The following is a 16,272-nucleotide window of genomic DNA, read 5'->3' on the forward strand; positions in this document are numbered from 1 at the left end:
TACGACTAAAAATTAATTAAAGCCGCAGAGTTGCCGATTATAATCTTTTTTTTAGTTTGATTCAGTAATTGCTACACTTTTTATCGTATTTAGTCTAACGCCCATCAAAAATAGCATTGCAAAGTAACTAATACCGGCCAAAGCCACGAGTGCTATTAATAAGACTACCTGCTGTGTAAAAGCCCATGTAGCCCAGTAATAGTAACTGCTCACAAACCATGTAACAGCTCCCATAACCATACTTGCAACAACACATTTAAGTGTAAAGCGCATACTCATTGATGAAAACTGATACACATTTTCTTTTTTAAGCTGTCTGTATAGTAAAAACGCATTACAACTAGCCGATAGCGAAGTAGCGAGTGCTAATCCTAAATAACCAATAAAAGGAGCCAGCATAATATTAAATACCATATTCAACACTAAGGTAATAATACCAATACGCACCGGCGTTTTTGTGTCTTGACGAGCATAAAAGCCAGGAGCAAGTACTTTAATCAGCATAAAGCTTACAAGCCCTACTGAATATGCGACTACGCCTAAACTTACTGCTTTAACATGATCAACACTGTCTTCTTTGAACGCACCATGGTCGAACAATACGGTGATAATAAGCGGGCTGATGATCATTAGACCTATCATTGCTGGTAGGCCTAAAAATATAACAAAACGCACCCCCCAGTCGAGAGTATGCTGAAAGTCACTACTTTTTTTACTGCTATGTAACCTAGAGAGCGCCGGTAAAATAACTGTCGCAATACCAATACCAAATAAGCCCAATGGAAATTCAATTAAACGGTCTGAATAATAAAGCCATGCAATCGAGCCTGTCATCAGTAATGAAGCAATCATGGTATCAAGCAACAAATTAATTTGGCTAATAGATACACCAAACAAAGCAGGAAGCATAAGTTTACGTACTTTTTTTACGTTTTCGTCTTGCCATGCCCAGCGTGGACGCGCCAACATTTTTGCACGGTATAAAAATGGAAGTTGAAACAATAACTGCACAACGCCACCAATAAATACGCCAATTGCGAGAGAATAAGCCCCGACACTAAATTTATCATGTAAAAAAATTGCACACGTAATAATAGAAACATTGAGTAAAACAGGTGTAAATGCAGCAACAGCAAAACGGTTATACACGTTCATTACCGCACCACTAAGCGCAACTAAGCTTACAAAAAACAAATAAGGGAATGTAAATTTAAGTAATGAACTTGCAAGTTCAAACTTTTCGGCATTGGGTCCGCCCTGCCACCAATCTATAAACCAACCGGTGCCAAACAATGCTGCAATAACGGGTGAAGCGACAACACCTATAATAGTGACAATCAGTAAAATGGTTCCTAATGTGCCTGCTGCTTGTGCAACAAAAAGTCTGACCTTGTCGTCGCCTTGCTGTTCTTTAATTTCACTCAGCACGGGTACAAATGCTTGTGCGAAGGCACCTTCTGCAAATAAACGACGTAAAAAATTAGGAATACGGTTAGCAAATAAAAAAACATCAGCCGCCGCACTTGCGCCTAATAAATTGGCAACGACTGCATCTCGAACGAGCCCTAAAATACGCGATATCATAGTCATACAACTAACAATCATACCGGAGCGAAATAAACCTTTTGACACCTTAAACCTACTCAAAAATCCTCAAGATAGGCGATTATGCCACAGTCTTTTTTATAAATCGCTTTAAAGCACTAGGCTGGGGGTCTGTGCTTTGTTACAATGTCGGTATTAACTGCTAAAGCGGCAAATTGATGCTCGTTATATGGTGCAGTTTTTCTTGGATTGTTAAATTTAAATTGACATCCATGATAGAAACAGGCATATTCCACGGCCTTTAATTTAAGCTTTATTTTAAGATTGTTAGGAGCAAACCTTGGCTAACATCAAGTCTGCAAAAAAACGCGCTATCACAAGCGAAAAAAACCGTCAGCACAACGCAAGCCGTCGTTCAATGATGCGCACTTACTTCAAAAAAGTAATTGTTGCTATTGAAGCGGGCGATAAAGAAGCTGCACAGCAAGCTTTTTCTGTTGCTACACCTATCCTAGACCGTTACGCAACTAAGGGTCTAATTCACAAAAACAAAGCAGCTCGTCATAAGAGCCGTATAGCAGCTAAGATTAAAGCTCTATAATTTGTTTTTGATAGAATATAAAAAACCGGCTTTTGCCGGTTTTTTTTTGTTTAAATTTTAAATGTACTTACTTTATTAGACATTTTCTAAATCTGGATAAAACTTCTTAAGCATTGCCGCTATTTTTTTAGGTGTAAATGGCTTTACTACAAACCCTTTAGCGCCTTTATCAATTGCATCCTTAACATTCTCAATACCTGAATGTGCAGATACCATAACCACATTTGTCTCTGGGCTTAATTCATTGATTTGTGCAATCAAATCTTTACCATCACCGTCTGGCAATTCAATGTCTAAAAAAATGATATTATAATTTGCAGCTTGGCACTCACTAATACATTGTGAGGCAGTAGATGCTTCCTTTACGTTATCTATCCCTAAGTGCATGAGCGTTTGGCTCAAAAAACTACGCACTGTGCTAACGTCATCTACAATTAAAATTGATAGCTGCGTATTCATCTTTATTCCTCGTAGGCTATAAGCTAACTTTAAGTTATCATAATAATTAGCTTAGTATATAAATTTACTCATTTAATTATAGAGACCTACGGAAAAAAGGCCAGATTTGCTTTATGTCTAAAACCCCAAATAAACAATCGTTGCTAGGTAAAGCACCGGCAAGAAAAAAAACAGCGCAAAAAAGAAAACCTCAGCGTTCTACTCAGCGCCCTTCACCTGGCGAGTTAAATTCCAGTGCAAAGAATGATATAAGCCAAAAAAAAACGCAAAAAAAAGGACTTTTTATATCACTCGCTGTCGTTGCTGTAATAATTTTAGCTTTTCCAAAACCTACCTTACTCACCTATAAAAAATTAGGGATGGTAAGTGAGAGTGTTTACTGGCCCGGATTCTTTGGCAAGGGGGCTACTTTAATTGATTCAAACCTACACCCCACCTATGATTCTAGCCGTGAGTCCCTTTATTTATGCAGTGACTTACAAAAACCGCAGAGCTGCCAAAAGTATCAAGTAATTGCTGATAATGGTTTATTTTCAGCAATCGGTAGCTACTTTTAGCATTAAAAAAACTAATCTGAAAATTTAAAATTACTTGGTTGAAAGGTGCGCAAAAGATCAACATAATGGCGCTCCTTTTTTCAACAACTGAACTATTGAAACGACCATGCTAAACGAGCTAGATTGGCTTTTAAATACTACACTACTTGCACTAGGTTTAGGTGCATTCTTTATTAACCAGATAACACTGCTGCGCGTTGCCGCCATTAGTGCGTGTGGTTTATTATTCTTATCATTTAGCTTAGATCTTATGTCGTCGAGTGTTATTTCAAATATGAGTTTAGTGTTGATCAATACTTTTTACTTGTTTAAAGTTTATACATTTGGGCAATTTAATGTAACCCAAAGTTAACAACTTTTCCCTAGAATATTTAATAGCCCAGCATTGCTGGGCTTTTTTTTTGTTAAGAATTTAAAAATATTAAAAAGCACTTTCAATCAAGATGAAAATTAGAGCTTCAGGGGCACACAAGCACTACTGTGAAAATAATGCTTGTGTACTGCTAAAAAGAGGAATACATAGTAAGTAGGCTAGTCCGCTATTGTTAACTCGCTTTGGGTTTGTATTTTAGAAGGAGTATCCTCTGCATTAGCCTGATTAAACCAAGCTGAAACACCAAGTATAATAATTGAAACAATAACTAGGCTTAATTTAACGCCACTTTGACTCGATTTCATAACACCCTCTTTGTATTTTTTATTAGTGAGAATACCTTTTACACTAATGAAAATTACAAATGTTAACAAGCTGTTTTTTAAACTAATTAGCTATCAGCTAATAACCTTTAGTTCTATCTATTGGATTATTAAGTACTAACCCCTTATTCAAGCATTCAATATTATCGGCTATTTGCTCTAGAACACTATTTAAATCAGAAATCGCCGCGCAATGTGGTGTAAGCGTTATTTTGGGGTTTCCCCAGTAAGGGTGATTCGACGCTAAAGGTTCTTGATCAAATACGTCGAGTGTAGCTGCGCGTAAGCTATCGTTATTTAATGCACTTAGTAAGTCTTGCTCAACAACATGAGCACCGCGAGCCACATTAATAACAACAGCATGTTTAGGTAGCTTTGCGAGCATTGAGTGATTAATAATGCCTGTCGTTGCTTGCGTAAGGGGTAATAGACATACAAGATAGTCAACATCAGAAAGCATACTATTGAGGCCTTCCTCGCCATAAAAAATTTCGACATTAGCCGCGCTTTTATTACTTTGCGCCCAGGCACTTACCTTAAAGCCATTATTTATAAGCTTTTGCGCGCATGCTTTACCTAATTCACCATACCCAAGTATGCCGACATGTTTATTACTATGCGCCCGCTTTGGCTTCCATGTTTGCTGTGTTTGCTTAATGTAATACTCTTTTAAACGTAACTTTTGAGCTAACACATGTGTCAGTACATATTCCGCCATATCTTCAGCTAGTTGCATGTCAACAATACGTACTACTTCAACACTTTCGTCGAGTAATGTTAAATCGATACTGTCTACGCCAGCACCAAATGACGACACAGCCTTTAAGTTAGGTAGCTGTGGCCACATAGATTCTGGCGCTTTCCACGCAAGTACAAAATCCACATCATGTGCGTTTTTACAATCAGGCCATTGCTCTATCAGCGTATTTGGTAATCGCTCTTGTAACTTCGTTATTAGTTTTGTGTTGTCACGCCCAGTTATAGCAACCAATACCGACATAAATTCTCCTAACAATACACAGTTTATAAGTTAGCACTTTAAAAAGTCACACTACTGCAAAGTAACTGTCACACCCTTTTTTTAATCTTACATGTATGGCGAATAGGCCAAACGGAATATGAGGTTAATATGATAAGTGTTGATAAAGTAATTGCTGCAAACTTACCACAACTAGAGAACTCTCCAAAAGTAAAAGGTTTAGTAAAAAAAGGCCTAGGCTACTTATTACATGAACAAGAGTTTGTTGCTTTTGGTGATGCCTACCCTCACCTACAAGGATTAGAATTTGTTGAACAAGTGCTCGATGAACTCAATTTTGATACGCGCTATAAACCTAAGCAGATAGAACATATTCCTAATGAGGGTAAACTTGTTATCGTTGCTAACCACCCTATTGGTTCATTAGATGCTTTAGCACTGATTAAAGTACTTTCAACTGTAAGACAGGATTTAAAAGTAGTGGCAAACCGCATGTTGATGTCGGTTACTCCAATGCACTCACTTTTACTCCCCGTAGATAACTTATCAGGCATGAGTAAGAAACAAGAGCTTAGTAATATACAAAACCATTTAAAGGATGAAGGCGCATTACTTATATTTCCGGCAGGAGAAGTATCGCGATTAGGGCCAACAGGTATTAAAGACTGCAAATGGAATAGTGGCTTTTTACGTATGGCAAAAAAAGCTAACTGCCCTATTTTACCTATTTATATTAAAGCCAAAAACAGTCCACTTTTTTATGGCACATCAATGATTTATAAACCTTTGGCAAGTTTACTATTAGTGGCCGAAATGTTTAAGCAGCGCCAAAAATCTTTAGAGTTTGAGATTGGCGCCTCTATCCCTCCTGAATCTTACTTAATAGAAAATCTTAAAGATAAAGAAGTTGTAAACCTCATCCGTAAACAGCTTTATAGGCTTACAACAAAAAAAGCACTGCCGCTAAAAACACAAACACCTATCGCTGTTCCCGAGTGCAGAAAAGAGCTAAAAAAAGCAATTGAGCAATGCCAACTACTTGGTAAAACGCAAGACGGTATGCATATTCATCTATACCAATATGCAGGTAGCTCACCTATTTTTAGAGAGTTAGGGCGCCTGAGAGAAATAGCATTTAGAGCAGTTGGTGAAGGTAGTGGTAAGCGTCGTGATATAGATAAATACGATATGGATTACCAACACCTTGTACTGTGGGACCCAATGCAGCTAGAGCTGGTAGGTGCTTATCGATTAGCCTGTGCACAACAGATAATACAAAAACATGGCCGCGAAGGTTTGTATACTGATAGCTTATTTTCTTATACCGACGCTATGACGCCCTATCTAAAACAAGGAATTGAGCTTGGTAGAAGCTTTGTACAGCCTAAATATTGGGGACGTAAGAGCCTCGACTATTTATGGTATGGCATTGGCGCTTTTATAAAAAGCTATCCACAGTACAGATACTTGTTTGGTGCTGTAAGTGTATCAAATGCTCTACCCGAGCAAGCAAAAGCCATGCTCGTTTATTACTATCAGCATTACTATAAAAGTGGTATTGAATTAGCTACGCCTAATAATGAATTTAAATTAACTGAGCAACAGCTAACCCAGTGCAATACTCTTTTTTGCGGCAATGACGTAAAAGAAGATTTTGTAGAGTTAAAGCATGTGTTAGCTAATATGGGGGCTCAAGTCCCTACTTTATTTAAACAATACACTGAACTTTGTAAACCAGGTGGCGTGCAATTTTTAAGCTTTAGTATTGATCCCGATTTTAATAATTGTATTGATGGATTGGTATTGGTCGATCTTGAAAATGTAAAAGAAAACAAAGCCAAACGTTATTTAGAATAACCAATAATAAGAGAGTGCTTTATATTTATAAAGTACTCGATTTATATTTATAAAGTACTCGATTTATATTTAATTATTTATAAATATCTGCTCTAGTAAAGTTGTATAAATAGCTTCAATTTTAAGTAAATCACTAATAGATACGTGTTCATTAGCTTGATGAATCGTATTGTTTCGCACACCACATTCAATAACTTGAGTATGGGGGCTGGCAAAAAACCGTCCATCTGATGTCCCTCCATTTGTACTTAGTAATGGGTAACTTGAAGTGTTTTTGTAAATAGCCTGCTCAATATGAGTAAGTAAACTCCAACCCGTATTATGGCTTGTATAATAAGGCTCGCATGGGCGTTCCCACTCAATTGTAAAATGCTCAGCAAACTTGTTTAGGGTATTCATTAATTGCGTTTTAACTGCTGCGCTACTGTAACCGTGGCTATAACGTACATTAAATGTAATCTCACAATGACTTGGCACTAAATTATCGACCACATTATTTATGTTAATTCCAGTCACTTGCAGTGTGGTTTTTGAGCTAGCCACATCGAGTAACCAGATCTGATCACTCAAGCTATTTACTATTTTTGCAGCAATATGAGCAGCATTGACTGTGTTTTGAGGATAAGCTACATGACCTGCCTTACCAGTAACTAAAATCCGAGCTGAAAGCGCACCACGACGGCCATTCTTAACCGTATCGCCAACTTGTGCCACACTTGATGGCTCCCCTACAATACAGCCATCTAATACAACACCTTGCTTGGCAAGCTTATTAACTATTTCTTGAGAACCAAATTCAGCTTCTCCCTCTTCATCTGACGTGATAAGCCAGTAAAGTGTCCCTGCTTTAGCGGATTCACTATTAATTAACTGTTTTGTGGCGCTAAGCATGGCGGCAACACCCCCTTTCATATCGGCCGCCCCTCTACCGTATATTGCATCATTGCGCACTCGCCCTTCAAAAGGAGGACTTAACCAACCGCTACTTGTTGCTGGTACTACATCAATGTGCCCTGAAAAAGCAACACATGGGCCATCTTTGAATTTTATGCAGGCAATTAAATTGGTTACACCATTTATAGTAAATTGCTCGCAACTTAACCCTAAATCCACCAATTTATCTGCAAGCCAATCAATTGCACCCGCTTGGTTAGGGGTTACTGATTCAAAGCGAATTAGTGTTTGTAAGTGCTCTACAACTTCTTTTTGAATATCCGTTGTTTTTGATTTTTTTTCGAATGCTTCTAAAAACATGTTAAACACACTTTATTATTTAATGTGCCTTTATTAAAACGTGAGTTTATGACTAAGCGATGTCAGCCTTAATACATTCATATGACTGTTGATGAAATAAATATGTCAATCTTTTCAAAAGCAGAACGACGCTAAATTTAATCTAAATCAATAAAGCATTCCACAAGGTTAAAATGTTTTTTAAACTTTGATCTAGAACAAGTTTTCATTTTTATTGCTCGGTAATAATAGCGCCAATCAAACAGTAGTTCTTGGAGAACAACATGAAAACTCAAATTAGCATCGCATTATTAACCTCTTTATTAGCACTCTCTCCAGCTGCACACGCTAACTTTAGCGTAAATGTTGGCGCTATTAACGTAAACCCTGATAATAGTAGCTCAGCAATTAATGAAGCACCTACGCTGGGCCTTAAAGGTGATTCAGATACTCAACTAGGTATCACTGTAGATTATGCATTTAACGATCAATGGGTGTTAGAACTAATAGCAGCAACACCTTTTTCACACGATGTAAATGGCGCAGGCGGCTTAGCAGGCAACAAAATTGCAGATATAAAACAGCTTCCTCCTTCTTTAGTTGCGCAATACCACTTTTTAGACACAAGTTATGCGCTAAGACCTTTTATAGGCGTAGGCATAAACTACACTGCATTTTTTGATGAGCAACCTTCTCAAGCACTTAAAGCGACGCTAGGAACAGACGATGTAGAAGTAAAATTAGATGATTCGTTTGGCTTTATGGCTCAGGTAGGTGCTAACTATAAAATTGATGCAAACTGGGGTCTACACGCCATGGTATCAATTATGGATATTGATACCGATGCCACTGTTTATGCTAATGGTGCAAAAGCACTTACATCAACTGTTGAGCTTGACCCCGTTGTTGCTATGTTCGGTGTTAGATACAGCTTTTAAAGCATATATAAAGTAGTACGTAGTTACCCAATTACAATGTGTGTTAAAAGGCCGAAAGGCCTTTTTTTTCATTTGTAGAGATTAGGGCAGGTTACTTAACTTTTTCTGCTCTAGCATTTCTTTCCAGTGCATAACTTCACTTGGCAATATAGGTGTTTGGCCATCAAAACCAGCCACTTCAAGCATTTCTTCAATACTTATAATACCTTTTTTACTTTTAAATACACCGCGTACATAAGCAATAGCATGTAAGCCTCGTTCTGAGTGAAACTTTTGCTCAATATAAAAGTATTTATGATCCCATCCAACTAGCTTAGTACTTATTGTATATCGCTGCATAGGCTTAATATCACGAATATAAGTAATAGCAGTTGCGTTAACAATCGGAAACCAGCGACGCTTCATTATTTGTTTAAGCAAGCCAACGCGCTCAGTCATCCAAGTTCGAGATAAATCCATCATCGCGAGGTAACGTGAGTTTGTTAAATGTAAATTAATGTCACAATCAGTAGGTAAAGCTTTGTAATCAATATCTACCGTATCAAGTAAATTTTGATATTGCTTGTTACGTTTAATTTTAAAAAACAATAATAAAAGTCGAATATATAAGTTCACAAAAAAGGTCTTACCAGTTAAATTTATTCGAGTGTAGCATAGCCCCTTGCGAAGACGAATATTCTACTTTAATCTTAAATCACTATTACAATAAAAAGATAACTCATGAAGTCAAAACTAAAAATTATTACTGCGCTAACTCTATTAGCGCCTAGTTATAATGCTTTTGCCGATTTTTCATTACCGGGTAAAGGCTCTGTTACTTACCCTACTGGTGTAGTTAAAGAATTTAAATTTGGTTTTGAATGGCAGCAAAAAGCTGAAAAATTCACTATTGGCTCTAAAAGTTACAATATGGAGCAGATCCCTAGCTCTTACTCGGTAGCTATCACGCTTTCAAAGGATGACAGCCAAATATGGGTGCAAGAATTTAATAATGGATTTATTGAAGAGTTTGAATGGCAAATTGGCGAACATAAGGTCACTTTAAAAAAGCAGCAATTTAGCGACCCCGTAAAAGGCGATTATGTTATTGAACTTAATGGCCGTAGCTATTTTTTCACTCGTAATAACGCCAGCATTGTAATGAACTTTAACGAAGAAGGTATCGAGACAATTGCAATTGACGGGGTAACAAAAAATATGGGCACTAAAAATTAGTCCCCATATTTTAATTTATTTATGTCAATTACACTTTTACTGTTTTTCGGTTAATACCGTAATCACGTAACTTATTAGCTACCGCGGTGTGACTTAGGCCCAATCGCTTAGCTAACTGACGTGAGCTTGGATAAGCTGGGTAGAGTTTGCGAAGTAAGGTCGCTTCAAAACGTTTAACAGCTTGATCTAGTGAGCCTTCAAAATCAGACTCTAAATACCCTAAATCATGGGTAAAAGTTGGTAACTGTAAATGCTCTACGCGAAGCTCGCTATCATCTAGTAACGACACTGCACGGTAAATTGCATTTTCCAGCTGACGAACATTTCCTGGCCACGGATACTCTTGTAAAAAGCTCAAACACTCTTGTGATAAAACAGGAATTGCATGACCATTTTGTTGCGCATATTTTTGAATAAAATGCTCTGCAAGTGGTCCTACATCTGCTTTTCTATCTCTTAGTGGTGCTATTTCTAAAGTAAGCACGTTTATACGGTAATATAAGTCTTCTCTAAAAACCCCTTCTTGTACCATTGCAGGTAAGTCTTTTTGAGTAGCGGCAATAATACGTACATTTACTTTAACTTCGTTCTCATCGCCTACTTTTCTAAACGTACCATCTTGTAAAAAACGCAGTAACTTAGTTTGTAGTTGAGTCGACATTTCGCCAACTTCATCTAAAAATACAGTTCCACCATCGGCTTGCTCTAATACACCGCGCTTTGGCGCTGCATTTTCTTCGTACCCGGCATAACCAAATAACTCAGACTCAGCAACATCATCAGGAAGTGAAGCACACGACAGTGCAATAAAAGGTTTAACAGAACGATTAGATGCGTAATGGCACGCTCTAGCTAATAACTCTTTACCTGTTCCTGTTTCACCAGTAATCAAAATAGGGGCTTCTAGTTGCGCCATTTTGCGTGCTTCGCGCACAACTCGGCGCATTGCCGTACTAAAGTTGTGAATAGTAGCGAAGCTTTCTTGCCCGTAACGTCTAAATGCACTGACTTGCTGCCCTAACCGACTTTGCGATTTAATGTTAATAACCGCACCAGCAAGCACATCACCTTCACTACCTTGAGGCACTGCAATTGGCAAAATGTCTGCAATAAAATCCTCACCAGCCACTTCAACGCGAGTGGTTTGTCCGAGTACTTCTTTACCTTCTAACCAGCGTGTAAAGTTAAAACCTTTAAGCAGGTTATTAATATTTGCACCAATCACGTCTTTTTCAATTAGCTGTAAGTCTTTACATGCTGCATCGTTACATAAACGTACCCAACCTTTGGCATCAATAGAGATAACCCCATCAGGCAATGCACGTAGTAAAGTATTTAATTCGTTGTGTTCACGCTCAGATGGTAAAAATGCAGTGGTACGCACATCATGTACACCGTCGATTAAACGTATCGATGGCATAATTTTTTGGAATTGTTCAAATTCTATTTCGGGAAAACTAACGTACATACGACAATTTACAGAATCGACTTCAATTCCTTTCAAATCAACGCTGTAGTTAACTAATATATTAAGGATTTCTTGAGCAATACCAATTCGATCAGCACAGTGAATATCTAGACGCATACATCCTCAAAGAAGGAAAAACTATATTAGCCGAATAATACGCTAAGTCGCTTTGAGAAGGTAGCTTATTGTAAACATTTTTGGACAAAATAGCTTTTAGAGCCAAAGGGTGGGATGTAATTAAACGAAGAAAAACAGCACTGATATCTATATTTAACTATACCAGTGCTGTTTATTAAATCTTATTATGAGACTACTTACCTTGTGGGTAAGCTGACCAATCACCACCATCTAATTGTATGAATGGTCGTTGGTTAACATACATCATTATTGTGCCTTCATTTTCAGCAACTTTAGGTGCTTTAGGTAGGTTTTCAAGTAAATTAGCAACACTATTATTCCCACCAAACACATCAGTTTGCAGTGCCTTACTTACCAGCTCTGAAAGCGCAAAGTAACTTGTTGAATCATCAACCACAATTTGCGAGTAGTTTTGTACATCAGGACCTATAAATTTAATTGCTACAGGTACCGACACAATTGCTGGACTAGGGATTTCACGTAATCCTGCAAACTGTACTTTATCACCTTTTAAATTAGCGCCGTGTTCAGGCACTATCATTAACATAACGTTGCGACCACGCTTTTCTAATTTTTTTACAAATTGGTTAATATCAGCAAACAAGTTTTTATGTCTGATTGGGTATGTCTCTTTACTATTCACCCTTGGTTGATTCTCTAGCTGATTACCGTCATGTAAACTTGTGGTGTTGTAATACATTGCACACGGCTTACAATCATCAGCTTGCTCTAACCAACCATCCAGCACAGCTTCATCTGAGTAAATAGGGCTATTATCAAAACCTCGAAGCGCCACTGGCATTGAATCGATATTAAATGGCGTGCTATCTAGGCCACCGTACTTATTTATTAAACCTTTAAACTCATCAAAATGTCCGTCGTGATTCATCACAACATTATTTTGATAACCTAGTTTCTCAAGGTTTTTAAACAAGTGGCATTGTTCAGGTGCCTCTTTAAATAATGCTGTTTGACTAGTTTGCCCACAACTAGCGCGCAGCAGTCTTACCGCAGCGGGTCCACTGTATGACGTAGCCGAGTTAAAGTCTGAAAACACCACATCAAAGTCTTTATACATATCAGTAACACTTACACCAATGGCATTTAAATCAGCAACAGCCATTGAGCATATGTTCAAAATAATTACATCAAACAGTTCACCATTTACTTGGTTCGGAAAGTGACTCATTAATAAGCTTTGTTGTTGATAAAAATCAGCTAATTTTTGATCAGGAGATTGTGCTGCCTGAGTGATCACTTGTGTTTGAGGATTACTTTGACTCTGTGTAACCGGCTCAGGGTTAGCCACATTATTAACAAATTGTGATTGAGAGTTACCCCCTTGCCATCCTACAACTAACAGCCCAACGATAGTGACTGTTGTAAAGCGTATCCATTGCGATGTATACCAAAAACACACACTAATTACGAACAAAGCCAATAACATATCAATGTTAATAACACGGGTTAATAACTCAATAAAGTAACCAAAACTAAAATCTTGAACGTTACCCGCTTGTTTAGTCAACCTGTTTATTGGTGGCAACCATGAGTCTTGGTAAAGTAATACCACAGCAAACACAGCACCTACTATATGTTTTGCCTTCTCTATTAATGGCTGTTTAAATTTAATCGCAAGCAATGCAGCAAAAGCCGCATTAGTTAATACGTTAAAATCAATTGCACCATAATAAAACAGAGCAAACTTAACTAAAAAATAAAGGTTCCAAACCCCTAAACCTGATAATTTCACTTCTTATCCTTTTTTACTGTATTTGGTGTATAAGGCTCTAGTACTTCATGTTTAAAAGTAAGCTTATAATAATATTTTGTTATTTGAGATAAAATGTATTTGCCTAGCATACAAAGCACCGCGCCAAGCACCATTGCAAGAAACACGGTAATTAAAAGCTGATTCATACTCATAAGTTATCTCTTAATTTCATTATAAAAGGCTTAGCATCTGGGCGGCTTTTGCTAGAAAATTCAGGTGTGTTAATATTTTCAGTAACGCTGTTTGCTATATCAGGTGCAAATTTATAGCTATCATTCTCGGCAAGTTTTTGCGAGAAATCTACAACACTCTTACCTTTATAAAAACGCCTTAATTGTTTACATTCTTGTTGAATGTAAAAGTGATCAGAAATTACATTTTGCTGTACAAAAAAATCGCTTGTTTTTAATTTAAACAAATGCTTAATCGCATTATCAACGTCATTCTCTCTACAAGCATGCAAATATAAATAAACTGTATTATCTGCAATACTAAATACATCACCTTCGCGTTTAATATGAAATAAATGCAAAGGGTGTATTGGGTCGATTCGTGGCAGTAATTCAAGCTTTACTAGCACACCACTCACACCTAAATTAACGGCTGAGTCACTATGAATTTCTACTTGTTTTGTAAACTCAATGAAAGGTAAATATCCTTTCGAAAAAGTGTTTTCAGTGTATTTCAATACGTCCTCAACTGAGGGAGGTAAAGGCCTAGAAAACTGAAAACCTTGAATAGATTGAATTTGTGAGAGCAACCGAGAAGGCTCTGAAAAGCTATATAGAATAAGGTTTACACCCAATGTTAAAAATAAACATTCATCTTGATGGCGAATAACACCATCAACATTTTGAATAACAAGCTTTAACCAGCGCCCACAGTTTTTTCTAAGTTCAAAACACTGCTTACCTAATAACGCTAAATCAGTGTAGCGCGTTACTGCAAAAATTAAGGTGGCTGCTTCTACCTTTGGTCCTTTATTAAATAAGTCATTATTATCTTTTACACTTTTATAGTGCATTGGTAATTTAGTACCTTCGGGCACCGCACTTTGCACAAGCCAAACATCGTCTTCATCGGAAAAGTCTGAACTTTTAGGTGCTTTGCTCTCGCTTATTATTCCCTTTTGAACAACAAACTGATTATTACTTAATAATAACGGGTAATGTTCACCAGCAATAACACCCGTGCTATGGCGCCAATAATCATATTCAAGAACTCGCATTGCAGAATCATTATCAACAAAAACCAGCCCATCAAATACATTATTTAATCGTCTAACTAAAAAACGGTAGTTAGCAATATCAGGCCCAGATATTAAAAATAGTAATGTAGCTCCGGTACGACGAACAAAATCGTTGTACTCATTCATCATCAGTTTCAAGCTTTTTTCGCCAGCGCTGTTTAACTGTGTTGTATTAAAATGGACAAAAATGAGCGCTTCGTTTAGACGTTTATAAGCACTTATCTCTTTTATAATACCTGAATTGATTCGCTCAATTGAATAGTGTTGTGTTTCTGGGGCCAACGAAAAAGGATGTACTCGATTATGTTCATAAGCATAATTTAACGATGCAGAAAAAGAAGAATCAAAAAATGATTCAGCCTCTTGAGAAACTATATATATATCATTAGCTAAACTTTGGTTAATTGAATGTAACGCTAATTCGATTGCAAAATTATCTAAAGGGGCTAAAACAGCATAACTTGAAGCCGATTTTAACTCTTTTGCAGCAGGCTCTAATCCCGTTATGTTAAAGTTATGCACTTAAAATGCCCTATAAAAAATACTTTTTTACTAGTTTTAACCGTTATTCTATATATAATAGCCAAATATTGTCCACTTTTAATCAAAATAATTAAAGTAACTGTAAAGGTAAAGATGAACAACTTAACATCTAAAAACTCACAAACGTTAACATCGAGTGATATAGAAAACCTTACACTGCGTTTTGGTGGAAAGAGTGATGACTACATAGAAATTGTAAACAAGCAGCAAAATAATAATACAATTAATAAATACGCATTGCTTAAAGAGATAAACAACGAACTAAACACATACACTAGTTAAACTAAGGATAGGTAACCCCGTTGCAAAGAGTTTTCATTAAAGGTATCAAAGGCGGTTTAGGCAGCACTTCTGTAGTTGCCAATCTTGCATGCGTGCTAAAAAAGTCTGACGTTGACGTTGTTGCTATCGATTTAGATGCAAAAAGTGACTTAGGTTTACATTTTGGTTTACCGTGGAAATACACCAAAGGCTGGAGTAATGAAGTGCGCTTTGAAGATGCACTTACGCATTTTCACCAAGATAACGATGGCATTATATTTTTACCATTTGGCGATAACGACGACACTAGCACCGATAACATCACTAAAATGGTTAATAAATGCAAAAACCTAAATTATAACAACGAAGCCTGGATACTTTTTGACTGCCCTTCACATATTAACCTTTCTCACTACCCATTAGAGAAAGACGATATTGTAATTGAACTAGTTAATTGCGACGCTATTTGTCACAGCTTAATTTACAGACGCCTGCAAAAACTTAAAAATTCAGATACCAATTGGAAACATTACTTTTTAGTTAACCGCTATAACTCTGCATCAACGCTAGAATTTGACTTATTTTCCCTATGGCAATCGACACTTCCGCTTATGGCTCCATTTTTTATTAATAGTGACGAAGTTATTAAAGAGTCAACCGCATACAGAAATGTAGCACTTAACTGCGCGCCATATAGTGTCGCAAACGATGACTTTGAAACATTAGCTGGTTGGCTAGTTAGTAAAGCGGCCTTATAAA

Annotated in this window: 17 protein-coding genes; 8 read left to right on the top strand and 9 right to left on the bottom strand. The window is 37.1% G+C overall.

The genetic code is table 11. The features are described from left to right. Positions 1-51: 51 nt before the first annotated feature. Positions 52-1,590 carry a murein biosynthesis integral membrane protein MurJ gene (gene murJ, locus CXF76_RS16365; protein ID WP_033012718.1) on the bottom strand — a complete coding sequence of 513 codons (1,539 nt, stop codon included), beginning with the start codon at positions 1,588-1,590 and terminating at the stop codon, positions 52-54. Between the two features lie 295 nt (positions 1,591-1,885). Between murJ and rpsT the strand changes: the two genes are divergently transcribed. Beyond that, positions 1,886-2,146 carry a 30S ribosomal protein S20 gene (gene rpsT, locus CXF76_RS16370; RefSeq protein WP_002958225.1) on the top strand — a complete coding sequence of 87 codons (261 nt, stop codon included), beginning with the start codon at positions 1,886-1,888 and terminating at the stop codon, positions 2,144-2,146. A 75-nt stretch (positions 2,147-2,221) separates the two neighbouring features. On the opposite strand, the gene CXF76_RS16375 is transcribed toward rpsT, so the two are convergent. Continuing rightward, entirely contained in the window at positions 2,222-2,605 is a 384-nt protein-coding gene (locus CXF76_RS16375) for a response regulator (RefSeq protein WP_002958224.1), read from the bottom strand. A gap of 113 nt (positions 2,606-2,718) precedes the next feature. On the opposite strand from CXF76_RS16375, the gene CXF76_RS16380 reads away from it, so the two are divergent. Together CXF76_RS16380 and CXF76_RS16385 are read left to right on the top strand one after the other, a co-directional pair. Then, complete coding sequence (locus CXF76_RS16380; RefSeq protein ID WP_024589425.1) at positions 2,719-3,162, top strand: hypothetical protein; 444 nt, start codon at positions 2,719-2,721, stop codon at positions 3,160-3,162. Positions 3,163-3,268: 106 nt separating this feature from the next. After that, positions 3,269-3,514 carry a hypothetical protein gene (locus CXF76_RS16385; RefSeq protein WP_002958222.1) on the top strand — a complete coding sequence of 82 codons (246 nt, stop codon included), beginning with the start codon at positions 3,269-3,271 and terminating at the stop codon, positions 3,512-3,514. A 179-nt stretch (positions 3,515-3,693) separates the two neighbouring features. On the opposite strand, the gene CXF76_RS20730 is transcribed toward CXF76_RS16385, so the two are convergent. Both CXF76_RS20730 and CXF76_RS16395 read right to left on the bottom strand, forming a co-directional pair. Then, positions 3,694-3,840, bottom strand: a complete 147-nt coding sequence (locus CXF76_RS20730; RefSeq protein WP_007581365.1) for a hypothetical protein — start codon at positions 3,838-3,840, stop codon at positions 3,694-3,696. Between the two features lie 97 nt (positions 3,841-3,937). Beyond that, positions 3,938-4,858, bottom strand: coding sequence for a 2-hydroxyacid dehydrogenase (locus CXF76_RS16395; RefSeq protein ID WP_024589426.1), 921 nt, complete (start codon positions 4,856-4,858; stop codon positions 3,938-3,940). A 129-nt stretch (positions 4,859-4,987) separates the two neighbouring features. Here CXF76_RS16395 and CXF76_RS16400 point away from each other — a divergent pair, with 129 nt between their 5' ends. Beyond that, positions 4,988-6,694 carry a GNAT family N-acyltransferase gene (locus tag CXF76_RS16400; protein ID WP_024589427.1) on the top strand — a complete coding sequence of 569 codons (1,707 nt, stop codon included), beginning with the start codon at positions 4,988-4,990 and terminating at the stop codon, positions 6,692-6,694. A gap of 69 nt (positions 6,695-6,763) precedes the next feature. Here CXF76_RS16400 and dapE read toward each other — a convergent pair whose 3' ends face one another. Then, entirely contained in the window at positions 6,764-7,948 is a 1,185-nt protein-coding gene (gene dapE, locus CXF76_RS16405; RefSeq protein ID WP_024589428.1) for a succinyl-diaminopimelate desuccinylase, read from the bottom strand. A 263-nt stretch (positions 7,949-8,211) separates the two neighbouring features. On the opposite strand from dapE, the gene CXF76_RS16410 reads away from it, so the two are divergent. After that, entirely contained in the window at positions 8,212-8,865 is a 654-nt protein-coding gene (locus CXF76_RS16410) for an OmpW/AlkL family protein (RefSeq protein ID WP_002958218.1), read from the top strand. Between the two features lie 81 nt (positions 8,866-8,946). Here CXF76_RS16410 and CXF76_RS16415 read toward each other — a convergent pair whose 3' ends face one another. Next, positions 8,947-9,480 (bottom strand): thioesterase family protein, encoded by a 534-nt coding sequence (locus tag CXF76_RS16415; RefSeq protein ID WP_002958217.1) that lies wholly within the window; start codon positions 9,478-9,480, stop codon positions 8,947-8,949. 105 nt (positions 9,481-9,585) lie between these two features. Between CXF76_RS16415 and CXF76_RS16420 the strand changes: the two genes are divergently transcribed. Further along, positions 9,586-10,080, top strand: coding sequence for a hypothetical protein (locus tag CXF76_RS16420; RefSeq protein WP_024589429.1), 495 nt, complete (start codon positions 9,586-9,588; stop codon positions 10,078-10,080). A gap of 28 nt (positions 10,081-10,108) precedes the next feature. Here CXF76_RS16420 and tyrR read toward each other — a convergent pair whose 3' ends face one another. The 3 genes from tyrR to bcsE all read right to left on the bottom strand — a co-directional run bounded on the left by tyrR (position 10,109) and on the right by bcsE (position 15,231). Further along, complete coding sequence (gene tyrR, locus CXF76_RS16425; RefSeq protein WP_101164151.1) at positions 10,109-11,665, bottom strand: transcriptional regulator TyrR; 1,557 nt, start codon at positions 11,663-11,665, stop codon at positions 10,109-10,111. 193 nt (positions 11,666-11,858) lie between these two features. Further along, complete coding sequence (gene bcsG / locus CXF76_RS16430) at positions 11,859-13,439, bottom strand: cellulose biosynthesis protein BcsG (RefSeq protein WP_024607285.1); 1,581 nt, start codon at positions 13,437-13,439, stop codon at positions 11,859-11,861. Positions 13,440-13,608: 169 nt separating this feature from the next. Beyond that, complete coding sequence (gene bcsE / locus CXF76_RS16435; protein WP_024589431.1) at positions 13,609-15,231, bottom strand: cellulose biosynthesis protein BcsE; 1,623 nt, start codon at positions 15,229-15,231, stop codon at positions 13,609-13,611. Between the two features lie 114 nt (positions 15,232-15,345). On the opposite strand from bcsE, the gene bcsR reads away from it, so the two are divergent. Together bcsR and bcsQ are read left to right on the top strand one after the other, a co-directional pair. Next, positions 15,346-15,534 carry a BcsR/BcsP family cellulose biosynthesis protein gene (gene bcsR / locus CXF76_RS16440; RefSeq protein ID WP_007581346.1) on the top strand — a complete coding sequence of 63 codons (189 nt, stop codon included), beginning with the start codon at positions 15,346-15,348 and terminating at the stop codon, positions 15,532-15,534. A 20-nt stretch (positions 15,535-15,554) separates the two neighbouring features. After that, on the top strand, positions 15,555-16,271 hold the full coding sequence (bcsQ, locus tag CXF76_RS16445; RefSeq protein WP_007581344.1) for a cellulose biosynthesis protein BcsQ: 717 nt from the start codon (positions 15,555-15,557) through the stop codon (positions 16,269-16,271). Position 16,272: the final 1 nt, after the last annotated feature.

Source organism: Pseudoalteromonas sp. 78C3 (assembly GCF_002836695.1).
GTDB classification, from domain to species: Bacteria; Pseudomonadota; Gammaproteobacteria; order Enterobacterales; family Alteromonadaceae; genus Pseudoalteromonas; species Pseudoalteromonas arctica.